Genomic DNA, 21,995 nt, shown 5'->3' on the forward strand with positions numbered 1-21,995 from the left:
GGGGTAACATTCCATCATGATTATTCTCGGCATCGACCCGGGCCTGCGCACGACGGGGTTCGGCGTCATTGAAAAACACGGCGCCAAGCTGCGCTACATCGCTTCGGGCACCATCAAGACCGGGCTGGAGGGCGCTTTGCCGCCGCGGCTCAAGGTCATCCTGCACGGCGTGAGCGAAATCATCGCCACCTACCAGCCCGCCTGTTCCGCCATCGAAAAAGTCTTCGTCAACGTCAATCCGCAGTCGACGCTGCTGCTGGGCCAGGCCCGCGGCGCGGCGATCACGGCCCTGGTCAGCGCCGACCTCGACGTGGCCGAATACACGGCGGTGCAAGTCAAGCAGGCCGTGGTCGGCACCGGCAAGGCGGCCAAGCCACAGGTGCAGGACATGGTCGCGCGCCTGCTCAAGCTGCCGGGCCTGCCGGGCACCGATGCTGCCGACGCCCTGGGCGTCGCCATCTGCCACGCCCACAGCATCGATACCTTGTTGCTGCTGAATGGCTTGTCCCCCGCCGGTCAGGTGCTGCGCATGAAGAACAGCCGCCTCGTTTCATAAAATAGCTAAGGAAAACCGATGATCGGTCGCCTCTCTGGAACCCTGCTCGAAAAAGCGCCGCCGCACGTGCTGGTCGATTGCAATGGCGTCGGCTACGAAGTCGACGTGCCGATGAGCACCTTTTATAACTTGCCGCATACCGGCGAAAAAGTCGTGCTGTTCACCCACCTGGTGGTGCGGGAGGACGCGCACCTGCTGTTCGGTTTCGGCGCGGCTTCCGAGCGCGCGCTGTTTCGCCAGCTGATCAAGATCACCGGCATCGGCGCGCGCATGGCGCTGGCGATCCTGTCCGGCATGACGGTGGCCGAGCTGTCGCAGGCCGTCACCCTGCAGGAAACCGGCCGCCTGGTGAAGGTGCCGGGCATCGGCAAGAAGACGGCCGAACGCCTGCTGCTCGAACTGAAAGGCAAGCTCGGCGCCGACATCGGCATGGTCGCGGGTGCGGCCCGTGACGACGCGCAGGTGGACGTGCTCAACGCGCTGGCCGCGCTGGGGTATTCTGATAAGGAAGCGCTGCTCGCGATCAAGAACATGCCGGCCGGCTCGAGCGTCTCGGACGGCATCAAGTTCGCGCTGAAGGCGCTGTCCAAAGGCTAATGTAGAGACACGTCATGAGCATCCAGACCGACAGCTTTACCGAACAGCGCGTGATCGACGCCGCGCCGGCCTCGCCCAACGAAGAGGCGATCGAACGCGCCTTGCGTCCCAAGCAGCTCGACGAATACGTCGGCCAGGTGAAGATCCGCGACCAGCTCGAGATCTTCATCAGTGCCGCGCGCAAGCGGCGCGAGGCGCTCGACCACACGCTGCTGTTCGGCCCACCGGGCCTGGGCAAGACCACGCTGGCCCACATCATCGCGCGCGAGATGGGCGTCAACCTGCGCCAGACCTCGGGCCCGGTGCTCGAGCGTCCCGGCGACCTGGCGGCGTTGCTCACCAACCTCGAGCCGAACGACGTGCTGTTCATCGACGAGATCCACCGCCTGTCGCCTGTGGTCGAAGAGATCCTGTATCCGGCGCTCGAGGACTACCAGATCGACATCATGATCGGCGAGGGCCCGGCCGCGCGTTCGGTCAAGCTCGACCTGCAGCCGTTCACCCTGGTCGGCGCCACCACCCGCGCCGGCATGCTGACCAATCCGCTGCGCGACCGCTTCGGCATCGTGGCGCGCCTGGAGTTCTACAACGTCGAGGAGCTGACCAGGATCGTGCTGCGCAGCGCCGCACTGCTCGGCGCGCCGATCGACGAGGATGGCGCGCGCGAAGTAGCCAAGCGCGCGCGCGGCACGCCGCGTATCGCCAACCGCCTGCTGCGCCGCGTGCGCGATTACGCGGAAGTGAAGGGCAATGGCGAGATCGTGGCCGACATCGCCGACCGCGCACTCAAGATGCTCGACGTCGATAGCGTCGGCTTCGACGTCATGGACCGCAAGCTGCTGGAGGCGGTGCTGTTCAAGTTCGCCGGCGGCCCGGTCGGCATCGGCAACCTGGCGGCGGCGATCGGCGAGGCCGCCGATACCATCGAGGACGTGCTCGAACCGTATCTGATCCAGCAGGGCTATCTGCAGCGCACCCCGCGCGGACGCATCGCCACGCCGCTGGCCTACCAGCACTTCGGCGTCAGCGCGCCGCGCATCAGCCCGACGGGCGATTTGTGGGACAGCCTGCCGCCCGGCTGAATCGCGCGCTCAGGCCCCCGGCGCGGGATGACGGCGCCGCCGCTGCAACAGCGCGGAGAGGGACGGCGCCGGCCGGTAGACCAGCGTCAGGTACAGCAGCACGGTCAAGCCGATGACGGCGCCGGCCAGCCACAGCACCGCGGGCGAGCTGCCGCGCCACAGCAGGGCAGCGCTGGCCACCGTCGGCACGCCCAACAGGACCGCCGCCGCCGTGCGCAGCAGGGCCGAGCGGCGCAGGCGCTGGCCGGCCATCCCGACCATGATGAAACCGCTCGACGCCAGCACCACGCAGGCCAGCGCCGCGCTGGCCCGGGCTGTATCCGGCGGCATGCCGCCGACGCGTATCAGTATGGCGGGTGAGATCAGCACCAGCACGCCGGCCACCAGGCTGGCGAGTCGAAGAAAGATCATGGCAAATCCTTGTAGAGTGAAGAGACGGCAAAGGCCGGATTCATGGATAGCCATACGAAAAACGTCCTGCCGGTGTGGCAGTGGAACCAAGATAGCACACAGGAAATGAAATTTGTGGTTAGTGTGTCGTCGTGCGCGAGCGTGGTGCTTTATTTCCAGACCTGACAGGCAGGTGACATTTGTCAGCCAGGATCGATGGCAAGCGATTCTATCGGGCCGGGCAGGGCGTCGACATACTGGCCTCACACCAACCCCGTGAGGAAACCATGTCCGCTCCCGTCCTGAAAACAATCGCCGCCGCCATCGGCTTCACCCTGTCCAGCCTGGCACTTGCCGCCGCCACCCTGGTCCAGGACGTGCGCGTCTTCGACGGCAAGACCGTGCACGAACGCCGTTCGGTTCTGTTCGACGGCGGCGTCATCGTCGACGCCGATTTCCGCGCTACGCCGCCCGCAGGCAGCCGCGTCGTCAGCGGCGCCGGACGTACCCTGCTGCCGGGCCTGATCGATTCTCATACCCATGCGTTCAGGCAGCTCGACCTGCCGCTGCTGTTCGGCGTCACCACGCAGGTCGACATGTTCACCGCCGTGCCGCTGATGCAGGAGGTCAAGGGCAGCATGGCGGCCGGCCGCAACGCGGGCAGGGCTGACATGTTCTCGGCCGGTACCCTGGCCACCGCCCCGAACGGCCACGGCACCCAGTACGGCCTGCCCATCCCGACCCTGAGCCGGCCGGACCAGGCGCGCGACTTCGTCGACGCGCGCATCGCCGAAGGCTCCGACTTCATCAAGATCGTGCTCGAAGCCGGAGGCCAGGGCACCAGCAAGATGAATTCGCTCGACCTGGCGACCGCCAAAGCGCTGATCGAGGCCGCCCACCTGCGCGGCAAGCTGGCCGTGGTCCACGTCAGCAACGAGCAGGATGCGCGCGCCGCGCTGGAGGCCGGCGCCGACGGCCTGGTGCACCTGTTCCTGGGCGCGGCGCCCGATCGCCAGGCCGTCGACGGCCTGGCGCGGCTGGCCAGGACCAGGGGCGCCTTCGTGATTCCGACCTTTGCGGTCCTGGAGAGCATGGCCGGCGTGCGCGGCGACGACCTGCTCGCCGACGCCCGGCTGGCGGCGCTGGTCGACCGCGAAGGCGCCGCCACGCTCAAGGCGCGCTATGGCGCGCAGGCGCGGCCGCAGGCGCTGGCGGCGCCGAAAGCCGTCACTGCCGCATTGCGCAAGGCCGGCGTGCCGATCCTGGCCGGGACCGATGCCGGCAACGCCGGCACCCTGTACGGCATCAGCATGCACCGCGAACTGGCGGCGTTGGTCGAGGCCGGCCTGAGCCCGGCCGAGGCGCTGGCCGCCGCCACCAGCGCGCCGGCCGCGGCCTTCAGGCTGGGCCAGCGCGGCTGCATCGCCAAGGGCTGCAAGGCCGACCTGCTGCTGGTCGAGGGCAATCCCGCGGCCGACATCAAGGCCACGCGCCACATCGTCGAGGTCTGGAAGGATGGCCAGAGCGCCAATGTCCTGCGCGATGCGCGGCACCAGCGGGTGGCGCAGGAAGGCAGCGGCGCCACCCGCCAGGCGCTGCCGCCGGATGGCCGCATCAGCGACTTCAGTGAGGGCCGCCTGGGCAGCCCGTTCGGCAGCGGCTGGCTGCCGTCGACCGACCAGTTCGCGGGCGGCAAGTCGACCGTCAAGCTCGAGGTGCTGCCGCCGCTGCCCGACGGACAAGTGCCGCTGGCGGTACGCGCCACGGTCGCGCCGGGCCTGCCGTTCGCCTGGTCCAGCGTGGCCTTCATGCCCGGCGCCCAGCCGATGCAGGCGGCCGACCTGAGCGCGGCGAAGACCCTGCGCTTCAAGGTGCGTGGCGACGGCAAGACCTACCAGGTGATGTTGATGGGCGCCGGCAACGCTCGGCCGAGCACCATGCCCTTCGTCGCCAAGGGTGAATGGGAAGAGGTGAGCGTGCCCTTGTCGGCCTTCGCCGGCATCGATCCGGCCGCCGTCGCCATGCTAGCATTCAGCGCCGGCCCGCAACCCGGCGACTACCGCTTCGAACTCGCCGACGTGCGCCTGCTGGAACAAGAATGATGACCGAGCCAACCATGATGACCACGCTCCGGCACGCACTGGCGCGGCCCTGGATCCCGCCCGAATACGGCAGGCTGCAATACCTGTGGCTGCTGTCGCTCGGCTACCTGTTCTGGAAATTCGGCTACATGACGCCCGGCGCGCTGGAGATAGCCCTGCTGGCGCTGACGCTGGTGGTCTTCGTCGCGCTGTACTGCTTCAGCTTCTGGGCGCGCGGCTGGCAGGTCCACGCCTGCGTGGCGGCCGGCTGCCTGCTCGGCGCACTGTGGGCGCGCTGGAATCCGGGCGCGGCCTGCTTCTTCATCTTCGCCTGCGCCATGTGCGCCCGCATGCCGCGGCCGGGCCACGCCGTCGGCGGCATGCTGGCGGTGCTCGCCGGCGGGGTGGCGGCCTCGTTCCTGGTCTCGGGCCCGATGCAGATGGTGTTCCTGCTGCCGCTGCTGCTGGTCGGCCTGCCGGTGGGCCTGTCGACCCTGATGGACCAGCGCCTGCGCGACTCGCGCGCCCGCTTGACGCGCAAGCAGGAAGAAGTGGAGCACATGGCGCGCATCGCCGAGCGCGAACGGATCTCGCGCGACCTGCACGACCTGCTCGGCCATTCCCTGTCGACGATCGCGCTCAAGGCCGAACTGGCCGGCAAGCTGGCGCGGCGCGACCTCGCTGCCTGCGAACGCGAGATCGCCGACATCGAAGCCAGCGCGCGAAATGCCCTGGCCGAGGTGCGCGCGGCGGTCACCGGCTACCGCGAAAGCGGCCTGGCCCAGGCCCTGGCCAGCGCCCGCGCCAGCCTGCTGGCCGCCGACGTCGTGCTCGACGAGCGGGTCGAGCGCATCGACCTGGCCCCGGCGGTGGAACACGTGGTGGCGCTGGCGGTGCGCGAGGCGGTGACGAATATCGTGCGCCATGCCCGCGCGTCGCGCTGCACGCTGTCCCTGAGCCGCGAAGATGGCCACGCCGTGCTGCGCGTGCACGACGATGGACGCTTGCGCGATACCGATGAGATAAGGCATGGCAACGGGCTGGCCGGCATGCAGGAGCGGGTGACGGCGCTCGGCGGGCGCATGAAGTTGGCGGCCGGCGATGGCCTGGCGCTCGAATTGCAGGTGCCGGCATGATCCGCGTCCTGATCGCCGAAGACCAGCAGCTGGTGCTGGGCGCCCTGAGCGCGCTGCTGCGGCTCGAGCCGGACATCGAGGTGGTGGCCGGCGCGCGCGATGGCCGCGAGGCGCTGGCCCTGTGTGAGCGCCTCGTTCCCGACATCGTGCTGACCGATATCGAGATGCCGCACATGACCGGCATCGAACTGGCGCAGGCACTGTCTTCGAGAAAGCTGGCCTGCCGCGTGGTGGTGGTGACGACCTTCGCCCGCAGCGGCTACCTGCGGCGCGCGATGGAGGCGGGCGTGCGCGGCTACCTGCTCAAGGACGCGCCGGTCGAGGCGCTGGCCGACGCCATCCGCGTCGTGCACGGTGGCGGGCGTGCGATCGCGCCCGAGCTGGCGCTGGAAAGCTGGAACGGCGCCAGCGATCCGCTGACCGAGCGCGAACGCCAGGTGCTGCGCCTTGCCGGGGAGGGCCGTTCCAGCGTCGAGATCGCGCGCCAGGTCCACCTGTCGGAGGGGACGGTGCGCAACTATCTGTCGGAGGCGATCAGCAAGCTGGGCGCCGGAAATCGTGTGGAGGCGTACAGGATGGCGCGCGATGCGGGTTGGCTATAGCGTTTGCGTGGTGCTGCGTTCGCGCTGCGCGTTGCGGCGCAGCGGAATCCACTGGATCGGTTTCGGCACTCGCCGGGAAGCTGCCCTGGACACGATCGGCTTCTGCGGCACATGGGTCAAGGGATAGATGAAGCTGAAATACAGCAGGATCGTCAGGATCAGCAGGAAGGTGCACAGATAGACCATCAGCATATTGCTGGCATGCCAGATCACGACGCCGCTGGCGCCGAAGGGCACCATCAGGAGCAGGGCGGCGAACGAACGCAGCATCGCGTCGCGGTTCATGCGGTGGCCGGCCATCGCGACCAGGAAGAAGCCGCCCGAGCCGAGCGCCACGCCGACCAGCACGATGTACGGCTCCATCCAGTCAGGAATGCCGTGCGCAGTCGAGGCCAGCAAGGCGGCTGGCAGCAGGATGCCGAACACGCCGCCAGCAAGGCTGAGCAGGCGAATCACGCGCATGGCCCGTCCGCGGAAGACGGGGCGTGCGGCACGTGCTACGGAAGTCGGTTTCATTGCGCCAGTGAGGTTCCAAGGTGGGTTGGAAGTAACGTCCGGCAACACGTCTCGGTTGACGTGATGTTCGCGATAGCATAGCCGACATTGCCCGGCGCGTGAATCAAGCGTGCGCCCTGGAGCCTATTCCGGTAGGTGGGAGTCGCTCCTGCCGCGCCTGGCAAGCGTGCGCTGCGTTGCTCGTCGTTGCATGGCTAGCCATGCGGCCTCCTCGCGCCTTGCTCACGCTCGCCATGCATCGACATGAGCTTCCCCCCACCTACCGGAATAGGCTCCTAGTGCCCGACGCTCTTCGAAAACAGATTAATGACCAGCACGCCGGCAATGATCAGGCCCAGGCCGGCGATGGCCGCCAGATCCAGGCTTTGCTTGAAATACAACCAGCTGACCAGGGAGATGAGCACGATGCCGACGCCGGACCAGATCGCATAGGCGATGCCGGTGGGCAGCACGCGCAGGCTGAAGGTGAGCAGGTAGAACGACAGGGCGTAGCAGCCGACCGTGATCAGGCTGGGAACGGGACGGGTAAAACTGTCGGAGGCCTTGAGGGCGGTGGTGCCGATCACTTCGGCGACGATGGCAAAGCCAAGGAAGATATAGGCTTGATTCAGGGTCATCAGGAAGAAAAACGGCCCGTCGCCGGGCCGCGTTGAGGTTTATTGTTCGCGCTGCCAGGTCTGGGTGCGGCCGAACATCGGGGCGCCGACATAGCCGCGTACTTCGAGCTTGCTGCCGTTGTCGGCCAGGCTGGCCTTGCTCTTGTAGGTCTTGCCGTTGGACGGGTCGAGGATCTGGCCGCCGGTGTAGTCGTTGCCTTCCTTCTTGAGGCCCGAGAGGATCGTCATGCCGATGATCGGCTGGTCCTTACGCGCGTCGCTGCACTTGACGCACTTGGGATTCTGGTCCTGGTCCGCCGGACGGAACAGTTTCTCGATCTTGCCGGTCAGGACGCCGCCTTCCTCGGTGATCCGCACCAGCGCCTTCGGCTTGCCGGTCTCGTCATCGATGGTTTTCCAGGTGCCAACCGGCGAGGCGCCTTGCGCGAACGCGGCGGCGGGCAGGGCGAACATGGCGGCGATCAGGCCGGCGCGCATCAGGTGTCGCATGGGGTGTCTCCAGTGTTGTTGTTGGTATGGGAGAGTGTAGCAAAGTCACCTGGCAACGGGAGGGGCTGGAATCAGAGTATTCCTTCCAAAACCGGCGGCGAGGGTCAGGGCGCGTTGCGCACGTCTTCCGGCGTGACCTGGTGGCGCCGCTCGGCCGGGCGGGTGAGCACGCGCATCGTCACGTCCAGCGGCACCCCGAGCTCGGCGAGCTGGCGCGCGGTGCTGGAACGGTTGTCGGCAGACGCTTCGTGGATCACGGCGTCGATGCGCAGGGAGGTTTTATAGTCGCTTCGTCGGTCCATGGTCCGATCCTACCATGTCTTGACGCGCTGCCATTTCCTGCTGAGTCGGTGGCGAATCGCAGCCATTCTATTTTTTTTCAATGCAAGTTTTTCATGAATTGTTGTATCTTGTGGCATCTTTTTCCCACGCCACAAGGACATTGCATGCTCGACCTGGTCAACGCCGTCAACGGCATCATCTGGAGCCCCATCATGATCGCCCTGTGCCTCGGCGCAGGGCTGTATTTCTCGGTACGTTCGCGCTTCCTGCAACTGCGCCACGTGCGCGAGATGGTGCGCCTGATGCGCGAAGGGAAGAGTTCGGAGCAGGGCGTGTCCTCGTTCCAGGCGCTGGCCATGACCCTGGCCGGCCGGGTCGGCACCGGCAATATCGCGGGCGTCGCCACCGCGATCACCTTCGGCGGCCCGGGCGCGGTGTTCTGGATGTGGATGATGGCCTTCCTCGGCGCCAGCTCGGCCTTCGTCGAGTCGACCCTGGGCCAGGTCTACAAGGAGCCGGTCGGCAACCAGTACCGCGGCGGCCCCGCCTTCTACATCGAGAAGGGCCTGGGCATGAAGCGCTACGCCTGGACCTTCGCGCTGGCCACGCTGCTGGCGACCGGTCTGCTGCTGCCCGGCGTGCAGGCCAACTCGATCGCCGAGGGCTTGAGGACCGCGGCCGGTATCGACCCGCTGTACACCGGCATCGGCCTGGCCGTGCTGCTGGCCATCATCATCTTCGGTGGCGTGCGCCGCATCGCCAGCTTCGCCGAAGTCGTCGTGCCGTTCATGGCCGCCGCCTACATCCTGGTGGCGATCGTGGTCGTGGCGATGAACATCGGCGAGCTGCCGGGCGTGCTGCAGCTGATCTTCAGCTCGGCCTTCGGCCTGGACGCCGGCTTCGGCGCCATGCTCGGCCTGGCGATCCAGTGGGGCGTCAAGCGCGGCATCTACTCGAACGAGGCCGGCCAGGGTACCGGCCCGCATGCCTCCTCGGCGGCCGAAGTGAGCCATCCGGCCAAGCAGGGCCTGGTGCAAGGCTTCTCGGTCTACATCGACACCCTGTTCGTGTGCTCGGCGACCGCATTCATGCTGCTGATCACCGGCCAGTACAACGTCGAGACACCGGAAGGCGCGCCGGTGTTCGTCGGCATCCAGGGCGTGGCCTCGGGGCCGGGCTATGTCCAGACCGCGCTCGAGAACGTGATGCCGGGCTTCGGCGCGCTGTTCGTGGCGATCGCGCTGCTGTTCTTCGCCTTCACCACCATCGTCGCCTACTACTACATCGCCGAGACCAATATCGCCTACATGGACCGCCACGGCCGCCATCCGTGGCTGGGCTTCGTGCTCAAGCTGTGCATCGTCTCGGCCACCATCTACGGCGCGGTCAAGACCGCCGACGTGGCCTGGGGCCTGGGCGACATCGGCGTCGGCCTGATGGCCTGGCTGAACATCGTCGCCATCGTGATGCTACACAAGGTGGCGTTCAAGTGCCTGCGCGACTACGAGGCGCAGAAGAAGGCCGGCAAGGATCCTGAGTTCGATCCGAAGGCGCTCGGCATCGAGAACGCGCACTACTGGGAGCAGCGCGCCGCCGCCAAGCGCGCGCCGCAAGCGCCCGTGCGCGACAACGCGCCGGTTAAATAAGTTACTCGCGCAGCGCCAGCGCCGGGCGCATGCGCATCGCCGCCAATGCGTGGCGCGCGGTGGCGCCCAGCGCCACCACGCAGGCCAGCAGCAGGCCCAGCGCCAGGGTCCAGCCGCCGACCGGGGCCCGGGTGGCGAAGCCGCCCAGGTACTGCTGGATCGCCAGCCAGGCCAGCGGCAGGCCGAGCAGGGCGCCGGCGCCGACCAGCAGGCCGATGTCGCGCGCCATCAGGCGGCCGATCGCGCCGCGGCTGGCGCCATACAGCTTGCGCAGGACGATCTCCTTCGCCCGCCGCTGCACGCTGTAGGCGGCCAGCACATAGATGCCGAAGGCCGCGATGGCGCTGGCGATGACGCTCGATGCCGCCAGCAATTGCGACAGACGCAGGTCGTCGGCGTAGAACATGTCCGAGCTCACCTTCTGCATACGCGTCACGCCCAGGGTCTCGTTCGGGAAGTGGCGCGGCCACAGCGCCTCGATGGCGCGCGCGGTCGCATCGGGGTTGGCGCGGGTGCGCACCGTGAACATGCCGACCCGGTCGTTCAGGACATAGGCGGTCGGCGCCTGCTCATCGCGCGCCGAGCGATGGCGGATGTCGGGGGCGATGCCGACGATCTGCAGCGTGTCCCCGCCTGGCCCGGGCCTGAGAAGGGTCTTGCCGATCGCATCGTGCGGGCTGGCGAAGCCGAGCCGGCGCGCGGCGCTGGCATTGATCACGACCCGGTCAGGTTGCTTCGGCTTGTCGAGCGCCGCATCGAACAGGCGTCCCGCCACCGGCTTGACGCCGAACACGCCGAAGAATTCCGGGCTGACCGCATAGTTCTGCAGGTCGATCACCTCGCCGCCCTCGCGCCGCAGGCTGGTGATGTTGTGCCCGACGCTGAACGGCATGTGCGACAGGGCCACGCCGGCCACGTCGGGCAGGCGCGCGATCTCGTCGCGCAGGGCCCGAATGCGTGGGTCGCGTGCATCGTTAATGGCCGGGAACATCAAGAGCGGCGCCATGTCGAAGCCGGGATCGAGCGCGCTGGCATGACGTGTCTGCCAGCTCACCGCCAGCGTCGTGGCCGTCAACCCCATGGCGGTCGCCAGTTGCACGACGGTCAGCGCGCGTCGCAACCACAGGCCGCGCGCGGTCTCGCTGCCGCCGCGCCCCGCCAGCGCAGTGCCGGGGCGTACTCGCAATGCCGACCAGGTCGGATATGCGCCCGCGGCCAGGCCGAGCGACAGCCCGAGCGCCAGCGTGGCGGCCAGTGCGCCGGGGCTGAAGATGGCATCGAACTCCCGTTGCACCAGGTCGGAAAACACCGGCAGCAGCAACCAGGCCAGTAGCAGTCCAAGCAGGGTGGCGAGCAGGCAGACCAGCACCGATTCAGCCAGGAACTGGCGCGCCACGGCGGGCGCGGAAGCGCCCAGCACCTTGCGCATCGCGATCTCGCGCTGGCGCGCCAGCGTACGCACGGTAGCGAGGTTCACGTAATTGGTCGCCGCCAGCAGGAGGATCAATCCAGCCACCACGGCCAGGCCCAGCATGCCCTGGCGGTTGCCATGCACGATCATCGCGCTGTCCACGTCGGGCGCCAGATAGCCATCCGCGAGCGCGTCGAGCCGGTAATCGATCAAGTCGCGCCCGCCCAGGGCGGCCACCTGTTCAGCGAAAATGCGTCGCACCAGGGGCGACTCGCGCAGCTGGCGCCGGATGTTGTCGAGTACGCGTTCCGGGTCGGCGCCGTCCAGCAGTTTCACATAGACGGCGCCGCCGCTGAAGCCCCATGATGTCTCCAGTTCGCGGAGGACTTCGGCGGGCAGGAAGGGCCCGTCGAAGCCTGCCAGCGCTTCGTACGGCGTCGTCGTGGCCGCGGGCTGGTCTTCCAGCACCGCCGCCACGGTATAGGTAACGCCGTCTCCCTGCAGCGTGGCGCCGACCGCGTCGATGCGGCCGAACAGCTTGAGCGCCGTGGCGCGGCTCAGCGCCAGCGCCCCAGGTTTGGCGAGTGCGGCCTGCAGGTCGCCGGCCAGCACCCTTGGCGAGAAGATCTGCTGGAAGGCCGGATCGACCAGGGTCAGGTTGAAGGCCTTGACCTGGCTGCCGACGCGTGCATCCAGGGGACGCGACACGAAGGCCGTGGCGAGCACCGGCTGGCCGCTGGCCAGCGCGGCGTCGCGCGCGGGCAGGCTCGCCATGGGATCCCATTTGGTCCCGAGCAGCTCCAGGTTCCAGCGTTGCAGCAGCCGGAATACCTGCTCATGCTGCGGCACGTGGCGGTCATACGAGAAGGAGTGGCGCACCAGCCCAAGCAGCAGGAAGCAGGCGGCGATGCCGATCGCCAGCCCGAGGATCACGACCGCCGAATACGAGCGGTCCCGGGCCAGCAGTCGCCAGCCGATACGAAAGTCGCGCAGTAGCATGCCGATCTCCTCAAGCCGCCTGCAGCGCATCGACCACGATGCGCCCGTCCAGCAGGCGCACGGTGCGCGAGGCCTGGGCCGCGTGCGCGGGCGAGTGGGTGACCATCACCACCGTCGTGCCTTCGGCATTGATGGTGCGCAGCAGGCGCATCACTTCGTCGCCGTGGGCGGTGTCGAGGTTGCCGGTCGGTTCGTCGGCCAGCAGGACGGCCGGCCCGGCCACCAGCGCGCGCGCGATCGCCACCCGTTGCTGCTGGCCGCCCGACAGCTGCGACGGCCGGTGCCTGCTGCGGTGGGCCACGCCCAGGCGTTCCAGCATGGCCTGCACGCGGCGACGCCGTTCGCCGCCTGACACGCCGGTGTACTCGAGCGCCAGTTCGACGTTCTCGAACACGCTCAGTTCCTCGATCAGGTTGAAGCTCTGGAAGATGAAGCCGACCATGCCGCGCCGCAGGCCGTTCAGGCGCGCCTCGCTCCAGCCGGTGACGTCGTGGCCGTCGAACAGGAAGGTGCCGGAGGTCGGCACGTCGAGCAGGCCGAGCAGGCCAAGAAGGGTCGATTTACCGCAGCCCGAAGGGCCCGTGATGGCGACGTATTCGCCGGCGCCGATCTCGAGGTCGATGCGGTCGAGGGCCGTGGTCTGGACTTCGCCCGCCACGTGGATCTTGCTGACGCCTGAAAGCTTGAGCATAAGGAGTTTCCTGTTTGATGGTTCGATGATAAACCCTGGTTCAGTCGGTAAGCCGCAGTCGCCTGGCCTCGCCGAAGCCGGCATAGCCGGACACGATGACCTTGTCGCCCGCGGCCAGGCCATGCAGCACTTCGACCTGGGTGTTGTTGCGCCGTCCCAGCTTCACGTCGCGCCGCTCGGCATGGCTGCCGTCGGCGGCCAGCGCGAACACCCAGGCGCCGCCGCCGTCGTTGGCGAAGGCGCCGTTCGGCAGCAACAGGGCCCGGGCCGACTGGCCGAGCGTGAGCTGCACGTCCATGCTTTGCCCGGGGCTGATCACGTCCGGCTGGCGGCCGGTGAACACCAGTTCGGCGCTGAAGCGGCCTTCCCTGACCTGCGGGTAGACGGTGTTCACCCGTAGCGCATAAGCCTTGCCGTCCTGCGCGATGCGGCCCGGGCGGCCCGGATTGACGCGGCTCAGGTAGAACTCGTCGACCTGGGCGCTGAGCTTGAAACGGTTCGGATCGTCGATGCGGCCGATGGCCTGGTCCTGGCGCACCGCCTGGCCGACCAGCAGCCGGAAGTCGGTCAGCACGCCGTCGCTCGGCGCGCGCACCGCCAGCGCGTCGACCGTCGCGGCCACCAGTTCCAGGCCCGAGGCCAGGCCGCGGATGGCCTGGTCCATCTGCTTCAGGGCGCGCTCGCGCACGCCCTGTTCGAGGCGCATGCCGCGGCTTTCCTCGTCGAGCGCACGCCGCGCCTGCGCCAGCTTGTCGCCCGATTCTTCCAGCGCCACGGCGGAGATGAAGCCATCGCGCGCCAGCCGGGCATTGCGGGCATGCTGCTTCTCGACTTGCGCGAATGCGAATTCGAGATCGTTCAGGCGGCGCTGGTGGTCGGTGCGCACCGCTTCTTGCGCCACCTGCAGGTTGGCCAGGTTCGAGATCTGCTGCGCGTGTTCGGCCTGGCGCGCCAGCAGATCCAGGTTGCGCTGCGGGTTCGACAGGCGAAACAGCAGGTCGCCTTTCTTGACCACCTGGCCGTCGCGGGCGAAGACTTCCTCGACGCGGCCCGATTCGACCGCATCGAGCATGATCGAATTGAGCGGCTCGGCCAGCGCGCGCACCACGATCTCGTCGCGGAACACGCCCGCTTCGACGCTGGCGATGCGCACGTCGCGCAGCTCGACCTCGAGGCCGCGCGGCAGCATCTGCCACAGCAGCGCGCCGCAGACGGCGATGGCGACGAAGGCCAGCGCAAGCTGCGCGGCGCGGCGGCCGCGCCGTGGCGGCAGCGTCACGTCCATGGCGGCGCCGGTGACGGCGGGTGGGGGTATCTGGTCCATGCCGGTACTCATTGCAAGCGGCGTGCCAGGCGCTTTTTGGGGCTCGTGGACGGCTTTTCGGCCTTCACCTGTCCGATTCCGGACAGGTCGGGTGTGCGGAGTTGGACAGGTGTCCGGGGTAGGCCGCACGGCGCCATTTTGCGCTGCTAGAATGCCTGCTGGCCTCACCATCCCGACCTCCATGTCCCAATCCTCCGCGCGCATCCTGATCCTCGACGACGATCCCGACGTCGCCTGCGCCGCGCAGATGCTGCTGCGCCGGCGCCACGGCGCGGTGTCGACGCTGGACGATCCCGCGCGGCTCGACGCCTTGCTGGCGTCCGGCGTGCCGGACGTGGTCCTGCTCGACCTGAACTTCACGCCGGGCCGCATCGACGGCGCCGAGGGCCTCGCGCTGCTCGACCGCCTGCGCGCCTTGCCGCAAGGGCCGGCCGTGATCGTGCTGACCGCCTACGCCGACGTGCCGCTGGCGGTGGAGGCGCTCAAACGCGGCGCGGGCGACTTCATCACCAAGCCCTGGGACAATGCGCGCCTGCTGGCGGCGGTCGATGCCGCGCTGGCGCGGCGCGGCGCCAGGACCGACGGCGTCGACGCCAGCCTGATGGGCGACTCGCCGGCCATGCGCGAGGTGAAGTCGATGATCGCCAGCGTGGCCCCGACCATGGCCAATGTGATGGTGCTGGGCGAGAACGGGGTGGGCAAGGAACTGGTGGCGCGCGCCATCCATGCCGCCTCGATGCGCGCCCATGCCGCCTTCCTGGCGGTCGACATGGGCGCCGTGCCGGAAGCGACCTTCGAGAGCGAGATGTTCGGCCACCGGCGCGGCGCCTTTACCGATGCCAGGACCGACCGGGCGGGCCGCTTCCAGGCCGCGCAGGGCGGCACCCTGTTCCTCGACGAGATCGGCAATCTGCCGCTGGCGGCGCAGGCCAAGTTGCTGACGGTGCTGGAACGGCGCCAGGTGACGCCGGTCGGCGCCGACCGCGCCGAGCCGGTCGACGTGCGCATCGTCAGCGCCACCAACCTCGATGAAGCGCGCCTGTTCGACGCCGCGCTGTTTCGTACCGACCTGCTGTTCCGCCTGAACACGATCGTGATCCGCGTGCCGCCGCTGCGCGAACGGCGGGGCGATATTCCGGCGCTGCTGCATCATTACCTGTCGCTGTATGAAAGCCAGTACGCCCGGCCGGTGCGCGAGCTGGCGCCGGGCGCGCTCGATCGCCTGTGCGCCTGGGACTGGCCGGGCAATGTGCGGGCGCTGCGCCATGCCTGCGAGCGCGCCGTCATCCTCGGCAACCGTCCCGACTACCACGTCGATGACTTCGGCTTGACGGCGCCGCCGGCGGCGATGCCGGCGCCGGCGCCGGCAGGAGAGGAATTCAAGCTCGGCGCCCTGGAGCGCGACACCATCGCCGCCGCCATGGAGCAGGCCAGGGGGAACATCAGCCTGGCCGCGCGCCTGCTGGGCCTGAGCCGCGCGGCGCTATACCGCAAGCTGGGCAAGCATGGGATCTAGGGCCGGCATCTGGCTGGCCCTGGCCGGCATGCTGGCGCTGGCCTTCGGCGCCGGTACGCTGCACGAGTCGCCGCGCCTGCAGGTGAGCTGCGCGCTGGCGGCCTTGCCGCTGCTGGCGTTGCTGTGGAGGTGCGTGGAGCGGCTGGCCCGGGCGCGTCAGGCGGCGCCTGTCGTGCCGGAAGCCGGCATCGAGCAGCGCGCGCTGCTCGACAACGCGCTGGCCTTCGAGGCGCGGCTCGAACATGCGCCGATCGCCTTGTTCGGCGTCGATGCCGCCGACGGCGCGGCGCCGCTCAATGCCAGCGCGCGCAAGCTGGTCGCGCCCGGGCGAGCGCTCGACGCCGACGCGCTGTACCGCCAGCTGGCGGCGCTGGACACCAGGCGGCGCTTGATCGAATTCGATACCGAACGCGGCGTCGAACGGGCGCTGGTGGCGGTATCGATGCTGACACTGCACGGCGCGTCGCAGCGCCTCGTCGCACTGATGCCGGTCGAGAGCGAGTTGGAAGCCGAGGCCCTGAAATCATGGCGCCAGCTGGTGCACGTGCTGACCCACGAGATCATGAATTCGCTGACGCCGGTCGCCTCGCTGTCGCGCACCGCGCGTGACCTGTTGAGTGAGTTCGAGTCCGGCCTGCCATCCGACGTCGGCGCCGACCTGAAGACGGCGCTGGAGGCGATCAACCGCCGCGCCGACAGCCTGGTCGATTTCGTCGCCAGCTACCGCAGCCTGTCGAACGTGCCGCCCGCGCGGCCCGAGCGCGTGGCGCTGGCGGATTTGTTCGAGCGGGTGGATGCGCTGGTGGGGCCAGTCTGGCGCGCGCGTGGAGGGGACGTGACGTTCGCCGTCGAACCTGCCTCGCTGGAATTGATGGCCGACCCTGGCCAGCTGGAGCAGGCGCTGATCAACCTGCTCAAGAATGCCTTCGAGGCCACGCAGCCCGGCGGCCAGGCCCGGGTCGATGCGCGCCTGGTGCGCGGCAGCCGCTTGCGCATCGAGATCGCCGACGACGGCGCGGGCATTCCAGAGGCTTCGGTGCCGCACATCTTCACGCCGTTCTACACGACGAAAAAGCAGGGCGGAGGAATCGGGCTGGCGATGGTGCGCCACCTGGTCCATGAAAACGGCGGCACCGTGCGCTACGCCAGGTCGGTGGGCAAGGGCGCCCGCTTCGTGATCAGTTTTTAGCCGGCCGCGAAATACGACAGGAACATCGACACCGCGGCGTCGATGACCAGTTCCTGTTGTTCCGGAGCCAGCGGCGCGGCCCCCATCGCGATCTGCGGCCAGAAGGCAAAGGTCTTGACCTGGCCCTGCAGCAGGGTCGCGGCAAACGCCGGATCGCCGGCCTTGAGTTTGCCGTCGGCCTGCGCCGCACGGATCCAGGCCGTGACACCTTCTTCGCGCTCGCCCAGGCGGGCAATCACCGGCAAGGTGCGCTCGGGCGCGTGAATCGCTTCGCCGATCGCCACCCGTGCCAGGGCGATGAATTCCGGATCGGCCAGCGTGCGCATCTTCAGCGTCATCAGTTCGACCAGCTGATCGCGCAGGCTGCGTTCGCTCTGGTAGCCCAGTTCGAGCTGGCCGGCGCTGCTTTCGAACATCTGCATCACGGTCTCGGCGAACAGCTCTTCCTTGCTGGCGAAGTGGTTGTAGACGGTGCGCTTGGACACTTCCGCAAGGGCCGCGATGGCGTCCATGCTGGCGGTTTCATAACCATGGACGCGAAACTGCTCGGCAGCGGCAGCCAGGATGGCGCTGCGTTTTCGGTCGGTCAGGCGGGTCGGCGTGTGCATACGCGAATTTTACACTCGGTAGTTTACTTTCTCAAACTTCGATACTACACTGTGTAGTGTACTTTACGGCTATTCATTCATATCATGCGCCTACTGTTCGGCACTATCCTACTTGGAGCAATCGCTATCATGGCTGCCTGCACCTCCTTCGCCAGCACCACTACCGCACCCGCTTCGCCGCAATTCCACGACGGGAAATACCGCAACCCGGTCGAGATGCACAAGATGAGCTTTGGCGAAATGGCCAAGCTCTGGTGGATTTTCTTGTTCGACAAGCCCAAGGGCACGATTCCCGAGCAGGCGGTGCCGGTGCGCGCGCTGAGCCAGGCGGCGCTGCTGGCCGCGCCCGATAACACCCTATACCGCCTCGGCCATTCGACCATGCTGATCAAGCTCGGCGGCGAGTTCTATCTCACCGATCCGGTGTTCTCCGAACGCGCCTCGCCCGTGCAATGGGCCGGCCCGGCGCGCTTCCATGCGCCGCCGATCTCGATCGATGAACTGCCGCCGATCAAGGCCGTGATCCTGTCGCACGACCACTACGACCACCTCGACCATGCCTCGGTGAAGGCACTGGCGGCCAAGACCACGCTGTTCCTGACGCCGCTGGGCGTGGGCGACCGCTTGATCGACTGGGGCGTGGACCGCGCCAAGGTGCGCCAGTTCGACTGGTGGCAGGGGACGGAGGTGGGCGGCGTGCGCATCACCGCCACCCCGGCCCAGCATTTCTCTGGCCGCGGCCTGCACGATGCGGGCAAGACCCTGTGGGCCTCGTGGGTGATCCAGCATGACGAGCTGCGCCTGTTCTTCAGCGGCGACACCGGCTACTTCAAGGGCTTCAAGGAGATCGGCGCCAGGTTCGGCCCGTTCGACGTCGCGTTGCTGGAAACCGGCGCCTACGACAAGCGCTGGCCCGACGTCCACATGCAGCCCGAGGAAACCATGCAGGCCTTCCATGACCTGAATGCGGGCTGGCTGTTCCCGGTGCATAACGGCACCTTCGATCTGGGGATGCACCGTTGGCAGGATCCGTTCGACCGCATCGCGCAGCTGGCCGACGACAAGGGCGTCAAGCTGACCACGCCCGAGATGGGCGAGGCGCTGGACCTGAAGCAGCCGCATGCCGGCGGGCGCTGGTGGCAGAACCTGAAATAAAGAGAGGCTGCAAGAGGCTGCGAGAGTCTGCGTATCGAAACGCTCATTCTTCCAGCAGCCCAAAAACGTCGTCCCCGCGGAGGCGGGGACCCAAGTTTCAAGCAGACCACTTATGCGAATTTAAGTGGCTGCCCGAACTAACTTGGGTCCCCGCCTGCGCGGGGACGACGTGCATCTGACAACGATGATCAAGCGGCCGGCAGCTTTTCCAACTGCTCCTGCATCTTGGCCAGGGTGGCCGAGAAGTTCGCCACGCGTTCCTGCTCCTGCGCCACCACGGCGGCCGGCGCGCGAGCCACAAAGCTCTCGTTCGACAGCTTGCCGTTGGCCTTGGCGATCTCGCCGGAGACGCGTGCGATCTCCTTCGACAGGCGCTCGCGTTCGGCGGCGACGTCGATCTCGACCTTCAGCATCAGCTTCGTGGTGCCGACGATCGATACCGCGGCCGGCGATTCCGGCAGCGCGTCGACGATCTGCACTTCGGCGAGTTTACCCAGCAGCTGGATGTACGGAGCGAACACCGCCATCCTGGCGCGATCGGCTTCATTGCCCGGCTCGACGATCAGCGGCACGCGCACCGACGGCGACAGCGACATCTCGCCGCGCAGGTTGCGGGTGGCGTCGGTCAGCGCCTTGAACTGCTCCATCCAGGCTTCGGCTTCTTCGTCGACCAGCGAGGTGTCGGCCAGCGGGTAGGGCTGCAGCATGATCGTTTCACCGGTCTTGCCGGCCAGCGGCGCGATGCTCTGCCACAGCGCTTCGGTCACGAACGGGATGATCGGATGCGCCAGGCGCAGGATCACTTCCAGCACGCACAGCAGCGTGTGGCGGGTGGCGCGCTGCTGGGCTTCCGTGCCTTGCTGGACACGCACCTTGGCGACTTCCAGGTACCAGTCGCAGTACTCGTCCCATACGAACTTGTAGATGCTGCTGGCGATATTGTCGAAGCGGTAGTCGGCGAAGCCTTTTGCGATGTCGAGCTCGACGCGGTTCATCAGCGAGATGATCCAGCGGTCGGCCGGGGACAGGTCTTCGGCAGCCGGAGCGCCGCAATCCTTGCCCTCGGTGTTCATCATCACGAAGCGGGTCGCGTTCCACAGCTTGTTGCAGAAGTTGCGGTAACCCTCGGCGCGGCCCAGGTCGAAGTTGATGTTGCGGCCCAGCGAAGCGTAGCTCGCCATGGTGAAGCGCACGGCGTCGGTGCCGAAGGCCGCGATCCCGTCCGGGAATTCCTTGCGTGTGGCCTTGGCGATCTTCTCGGCCGCGCGCGGGTCCATCAGGCCGGTGGTGCGCTTGGCCACCAGGGTCTCGACGTCGATACCGTCGATCAGGTCGATCGGGTCGAGCGTGTTGCCCTTCGACTTCGACATCTTCTGGCCCTGCGAATCGCGCACCAGGCCGTGCACGTAAACGGTCTCGAACGGCACCTTGCCGGTGAAGTGGGCGGTCATCATGACCATGCGCGCCACCCAGAAGAAGATGATGTCGAAGCCGGTGACCAGCACCGAGGACGGCAGGAACATCTTCATGTCCGGCGTTTCTTCGGGCCAGCCCATGGTCGAGAAAGGCACCAGCGCCGACGAGAACCAGGTATCGAGCACGTCGTCGTCACGGCGCAGTTCACCGGCGATGCCTTGGGCGGCCGCCTTGGCCTTCGCTTCGTCTTCATCGCGCGCGACGACGATGCTGCCGTCTTCGGCGAACCAGGCCGGGATGCGGTGGCCCCACCACAGCTGGCGCGAGATGCACCAGTCCTGGATATTGCCCAGCCACTGGTTGTAGGTCGTGCTCCAGTTCTCGGGCACGAACTTGATCTCGCCGTTGGCGACTTTTTCCAGCGCCACGTCGGTGATCGACTTGCCTGGATTGAAAGTGCCTTCCGGGGCCGGCTTGGTCATGGCGACGAACCACTGGTCGGTCAGCATCGGCTCGATCACGACATTGGTGCGGTCGCCGCGCGGAACCATCAGCTTGTGCGGCTTGATCTGTTCCATCAGGCCCAGCGCTTCCAGGTCGGCGACGATCTGCTTGCGCGCGGCAAAACGGTCCAGGCCCTGGTACTGGGCCGGGCCGTTCTCGTTGATCTTGGCGTCCAGCGTGAAGATGCTGATCGGCGCCAGGTTGGCGCGCTGGCCGACCGCGTAGTCGTTGAAATCGTGGGCCGGGGTGATCTTGACGCAGCCGGTGCCGAATTCCTTGTCGACGTAGCTGTCGGCGATGATCGGGATTTCGCGGCCGGTGAGCGGCAGCTTGATCAGTTTGCCGTGCAGATGGGTGTAGCGTTCATCGGTCGGGTCGACCGCGACTGCGACGTCGCCCAGCATCGTTTCGGGACGGGTGGTGGCGACCGTCAGGTGGCCGCTGCCGTCGACCAGCGGGTACTGGATGTACCACATCGAGCCGTCTTCTTCCTGCGAATCGACTTCGAGGTCCGACACAGCCGTGCCCAGCACCGGATCCCAGTTGACCAGGCGCTTGCCGCGGTAGATCAGGCCCTGCTCGTACAGGCGCACGAAGACTTCGACCACCGACTTCGAGCGGGTCTCGTCCATCGTGAAGTATTCGCGCTTCCAATCAGGCGAGGCGCCCAGGCGGCGCATCTGGCCGGTAATTGTGTCGCCCGACTTTTCCTTCCACTCCCAGACTTTTTCCAGGAACGCGTCGCGGCCGAGGTCGTGGCGCGAGATCTTCTGGGCGTCGAGCTGGCGCTCGACCACGATCTGCGTGGCGATGCCGGCGTGGTCGGTGCCCGGCACCCAGGCGGTGTTGTAGCCGCGCATGCGGTAGTAGCGGGTCAGGCCGTCCATGACGGTCTGGTTGAACGCGTGGCCCATGTGCAAGGTGCCGGTCACGTTCGGCGGCGGCAGCTGGATGCTGAACGATGGCTTGCCCTCGTCCATGGTGGCGGTGAAGTAACCGCGTTTTTCCCACTCGGCGCGCCAGAACTGTTCAATATCGGCTGGCTCGAAAGACTTGGCTAATTCCATGATGTGCTGGTAGGTGAAATTTTTGGCGAAAGAACCATTATAGGTCACCTTACATCGCCAGCCTATCCCGGCGGCATCGCTCGATATTGGCGCGCTCTGCCGCCGCCCTGTTGTCTATTTG

The 21,995-nt window shown here is 67.4% G+C and carries 20 protein-coding genes; 10 read left to right on the forward strand and 10 right to left on the reverse strand.

Going from position 1 to position 21,995, the window contains the following annotated elements; genetic code table 11:
- Positions 1 to 16: 16 nt before the first annotated feature.
- Genes ruvC through ruvB form a run of 3 tightly spaced genes read left to right on the forward strand, consistent with a single transcriptional unit; the run spans position 17 to position 2,235 of the window.
- The gene (ruvC, locus tag FVD38_RS25495) at positions 17 to 556 is read left to right on the forward strand and encodes a crossover junction endodeoxyribonuclease RuvC (RefSeq protein WP_147937356.1); all 540 of its coding nucleotides are present in this window, start codon (positions 17 to 19) and stop codon (positions 554 to 556) included.
- 18 nt (positions 557 to 574) lie between these two features.
- Entirely contained in the window at positions 575 to 1,153 is a 579-nt protein-coding gene (gene ruvA / locus FVD38_RS25500) for a Holliday junction branch migration protein RuvA (protein WP_147937357.1), read from the forward strand.
- 14 nt (positions 1,154 to 1,167) lie between these two features.
- On the forward strand, positions 1,168 to 2,235 hold the full coding sequence (ruvB, locus tag FVD38_RS25505) for a Holliday junction branch migration DNA helicase RuvB (protein ID WP_123070000.1): 1,068 nt from the start codon (positions 1,168 to 1,170) through the stop codon (positions 2,233 to 2,235).
- Positions 2,236 to 2,244: 9 nt separating this feature from the next.
- Here ruvB and FVD38_RS25510 read toward each other — a convergent pair whose 3' ends face one another.
- Positions 2,245 to 2,646: a hypothetical protein gene (locus FVD38_RS25510; protein ID WP_147937358.1), complete on the reverse strand. Its 402-nt coding sequence runs from the start codon at positions 2,644 to 2,646 to the stop codon at positions 2,245 to 2,247.
- A gap of 266 nt (positions 2,647 to 2,912) precedes the next feature.
- Between FVD38_RS25510 and FVD38_RS25515 the strand changes: the two genes are divergently transcribed.
- The 3 genes from FVD38_RS25515 to FVD38_RS25525 are packed head-to-tail and all read left to right on the forward strand — an operon-like array spanning position 2,913 to position 6,444.
- On the forward strand, positions 2,913 to 4,727 hold the full coding sequence (locus FVD38_RS25515) for a CIA30 family protein (protein ID WP_147937359.1): 1,815 nt from the start codon (positions 2,913 to 2,915) through the stop codon (positions 4,725 to 4,727).
- Positions 4,724 to 5,842: a sensor histidine kinase gene (locus FVD38_RS25520; protein WP_229493999.1), complete on the forward strand. Its 1,119-nt coding sequence runs from the start codon at positions 4,724 to 4,726 to the stop codon at positions 5,840 to 5,842. Before FVD38_RS25515 ends, FVD38_RS25520 begins: the two co-directional genes overlap by 4 nt.
- Positions 5,839 to 6,444, forward strand: coding sequence for a response regulator transcription factor (locus FVD38_RS25525; protein ID WP_147937360.1), 606 nt, complete (start codon positions 5,839 to 5,841; stop codon positions 6,442 to 6,444). The genes FVD38_RS25520 and FVD38_RS25525 overlap by 4 nt, the downstream gene beginning before the upstream one ends.
- On the opposite strand, the gene FVD38_RS25530 is transcribed toward FVD38_RS25525, so the two are convergent.
- The 4 genes from FVD38_RS25530 to FVD38_RS25545 form a co-directional block, all read right to left on the reverse strand.
- The gene (locus tag FVD38_RS25530) at positions 6,439 to 6,906 is read right to left on the reverse strand and encodes a hypothetical protein (protein WP_123070005.1); all 468 of its coding nucleotides are present in this window, start codon (positions 6,904 to 6,906) and stop codon (positions 6,439 to 6,441) included. The genes FVD38_RS25525 and FVD38_RS25530 overlap by 6 nt on opposite strands.
- Positions 6,907 to 7,235: 329 nt before the next feature.
- Positions 7,236 to 7,577, reverse strand: a complete 342-nt coding sequence (locus FVD38_RS25535; protein ID WP_147937361.1) for an SMR family transporter — start codon at positions 7,575 to 7,577, stop codon at positions 7,236 to 7,238.
- A 39-nt stretch (positions 7,578 to 7,616) separates the two neighbouring features.
- The gene (locus tag FVD38_RS25540) at positions 7,617 to 8,066 is read right to left on the reverse strand and encodes a DUF2147 domain-containing protein (RefSeq protein ID WP_123070007.1); all 450 of its coding nucleotides are present in this window, start codon (positions 8,064 to 8,066) and stop codon (positions 7,617 to 7,619) included.
- Positions 8,067 to 8,170: 104 nt separating this feature from the next.
- Positions 8,171 to 8,368, reverse strand: a complete 198-nt coding sequence (locus FVD38_RS25545) for a hypothetical protein (RefSeq protein ID WP_123070008.1) — start codon at positions 8,366 to 8,368, stop codon at positions 8,171 to 8,173.
- A gap of 144 nt (positions 8,369 to 8,512) precedes the next feature.
- Here FVD38_RS25545 and FVD38_RS25550 point away from each other — a divergent pair, with 144 nt between their 5' ends.
- Positions 8,513 to 9,994: an alanine/glycine:cation symporter family protein gene (locus tag FVD38_RS25550; RefSeq protein ID WP_147937362.1), complete on the forward strand. Its 1,482-nt coding sequence runs from the start codon at positions 8,513 to 8,515 to the stop codon at positions 9,992 to 9,994.
- Position 9,995: 1 nt separating this feature from the next.
- Here FVD38_RS25550 and FVD38_RS25555 read toward each other — a convergent pair whose 3' ends face one another.
- Genes FVD38_RS25555 through FVD38_RS25565 form a run of 3 tightly spaced genes read right to left on the reverse strand, consistent with a single transcriptional unit; the run spans position 9,996 to position 14,419 of the window.
- A complete protein-coding gene (locus FVD38_RS25555; RefSeq protein WP_147937363.1) occupies positions 9,996 to 12,404 on the reverse strand; it encodes an ABC transporter permease in 2,409 nt (802 codons plus the stop codon).
- 10 nt (positions 12,405 to 12,414) lie between these two features.
- Positions 12,415 to 13,095, reverse strand: coding sequence for an ABC transporter ATP-binding protein (locus FVD38_RS25560; protein WP_147937364.1), 681 nt, complete (start codon positions 13,093 to 13,095; stop codon positions 12,415 to 12,417).
- Positions 13,096 to 13,135: 40 nt separating this feature from the next.
- Entirely contained in the window at positions 13,136 to 14,419 is a 1,284-nt protein-coding gene (locus tag FVD38_RS25565; protein ID WP_147937365.1) for an efflux RND transporter periplasmic adaptor subunit, read from the reverse strand.
- Positions 14,420 to 14,600: 181 nt separating this feature from the next.
- Between FVD38_RS25565 and FVD38_RS25570 the strand changes: the two genes are divergently transcribed.
- Together FVD38_RS25570 and FVD38_RS25575 are read left to right on the forward strand one after the other, a co-directional pair.
- Complete coding sequence (locus FVD38_RS25570) at positions 14,601 to 15,935, forward strand: sigma-54-dependent transcriptional regulator (RefSeq protein WP_147937366.1); 1,335 nt, start codon at positions 14,601 to 14,603, stop codon at positions 15,933 to 15,935.
- Positions 15,925 to 17,124: a sensor histidine kinase gene (locus FVD38_RS25575; RefSeq protein WP_147937367.1), complete on the forward strand. Its 1,200-nt coding sequence runs from the start codon at positions 15,925 to 15,927 to the stop codon at positions 17,122 to 17,124. The genes FVD38_RS25570 and FVD38_RS25575 overlap by 11 nt, the downstream gene beginning before the upstream one ends.
- On the opposite strand, the gene FVD38_RS25580 is transcribed toward FVD38_RS25575, so the two are convergent.
- Positions 17,121 to 17,732: a TetR/AcrR family transcriptional regulator gene (locus tag FVD38_RS25580; RefSeq protein WP_147937368.1), complete on the reverse strand. Its 612-nt coding sequence runs from the start codon at positions 17,730 to 17,732 to the stop codon at positions 17,121 to 17,123. The genes FVD38_RS25575 and FVD38_RS25580 overlap by 4 nt on opposite strands.
- A gap of 129 nt (positions 17,733 to 17,861) precedes the next feature.
- On the opposite strand from FVD38_RS25580, the gene FVD38_RS25585 reads away from it, so the two are divergent.
- On the forward strand, positions 17,862 to 18,887 hold the full coding sequence (locus FVD38_RS25585; RefSeq protein WP_222706965.1) for an MBL fold metallo-hydrolase: 1,026 nt from the start codon (positions 17,862 to 17,864) through the stop codon (positions 18,885 to 18,887).
- A gap of 188 nt (positions 18,888 to 19,075) precedes the next feature.
- On the opposite strand, the gene FVD38_RS25590 is transcribed toward FVD38_RS25585, so the two are convergent.
- Positions 19,076 to 21,874: a valine--tRNA ligase gene (locus FVD38_RS25590; protein ID WP_147937370.1), complete on the reverse strand. Its 2,799-nt coding sequence runs from the start codon at positions 21,872 to 21,874 to the stop codon at positions 19,076 to 19,078.
- Positions 21,875 to 21,995 lie beyond the last annotated feature (121 nt).

It is taken from the genome of Massilia arenae (genome assembly GCF_008014745.1).
Taxonomy (GTDB): Bacteria; Pseudomonadota; Gammaproteobacteria; order Burkholderiales; family Burkholderiaceae_D; genus Telluria; species Telluria arenae.

Coding starts and splice junctions, on each gene's coding strand:
- FVD38_RS25570 (WP_147937366.1), top strand. CDS start 14,601: ATGTCCCAATCCTCCGCGCGCATCCTGATCCTCGACGACGATCCCGAC.
- ruvC (WP_147937356.1), top strand. CDS start 17: ATGATTATTCTCGGCATCGACCCGGGCCTGCGCACGACGGGGTTCGGC.
- FVD38_RS25545 (WP_123070008.1), bottom strand. CDS start 8,368: ATGGACCGACGAAGCGACTATAAAACCTCCCTGCGCATCGACGCCGTG.
- FVD38_RS25525 (WP_147937360.1), top strand. CDS start 5,839: ATGATCCGCGTCCTGATCGCCGAAGACCAGCAGCTGGTGCTGGGCGCC.
- FVD38_RS25585 (WP_222706965.1), top strand. CDS start 17,862: ATGGCTGCCTGCACCTCCTTCGCCAGCACCACTACCGCACCCGCTTCG.
- FVD38_RS25535 (WP_147937361.1), bottom strand. CDS start 7,577: ATGACCCTGAATCAAGCCTATATCTTCCTTGGCTTTGCCATCGTCGCC.
- ruvA (WP_147937357.1), top strand. CDS start 575: ATGATCGGTCGCCTCTCTGGAACCCTGCTCGAAAAAGCGCCGCCGCAC.
- FVD38_RS25530 (WP_123070005.1), bottom strand. CDS start 6,906: ATGCGCGTGATTCGCCTGCTCAGCCTTGCTGGCGGCGTGTTCGGCATC.
- FVD38_RS25575 (WP_147937367.1), top strand. CDS start 15,925: ATGGGATCTAGGGCCGGCATCTGGCTGGCCCTGGCCGGCATGCTGGCG.
- FVD38_RS25520 (WP_229493999.1), top strand. CDS start 4,724: ATGATGACCGAGCCAACCATGATGACCACGCTCCGGCACGCACTGGCG.
- FVD38_RS25555 (WP_147937363.1), bottom strand. CDS start 12,404: ATGCTACTGCGCGACTTTCGTATCGGCTGGCGACTGCTGGCCCGGGAC.
- FVD38_RS25565 (WP_147937365.1), bottom strand. CDS start 14,419: ATGGACCAGATACCCCCACCCGCCGTCACCGGCGCCGCCATGGACGTG.
- FVD38_RS25515 (WP_147937359.1), top strand. CDS start 2,913: ATGTCCGCTCCCGTCCTGAAAACAATCGCCGCCGCCATCGGCTTCACC.
- ruvB (WP_123070000.1), top strand. CDS start 1,168: ATGAGCATCCAGACCGACAGCTTTACCGAACAGCGCGTGATCGACGCC.
- FVD38_RS25550 (WP_147937362.1), top strand. CDS start 8,513: ATGCTCGACCTGGTCAACGCCGTCAACGGCATCATCTGGAGCCCCATC.
- FVD38_RS25590 (WP_147937370.1), bottom strand. CDS start 21,874: ATGGAATTAGCCAAGTCTTTCGAGCCAGCCGATATTGAACAGTTCTGG.
- FVD38_RS25580 (WP_147937368.1), bottom strand. CDS start 17,732: ATGCACACGCCGACCCGCCTGACCGACCGAAAACGCAGCGCCATCCTG.
- FVD38_RS25560 (WP_147937364.1), bottom strand. CDS start 13,095: ATGCTCAAGCTTTCAGGCGTCAGCAAGATCCACGTGGCGGGCGAAGTC.
- FVD38_RS25510 (WP_147937358.1), bottom strand. CDS start 2,646: ATGATCTTTCTTCGACTCGCCAGCCTGGTGGCCGGCGTGCTGGTGCTG.
- FVD38_RS25540 (WP_123070007.1), bottom strand. CDS start 8,066: ATGCGACACCTGATGCGCGCCGGCCTGATCGCCGCCATGTTCGCCCTG.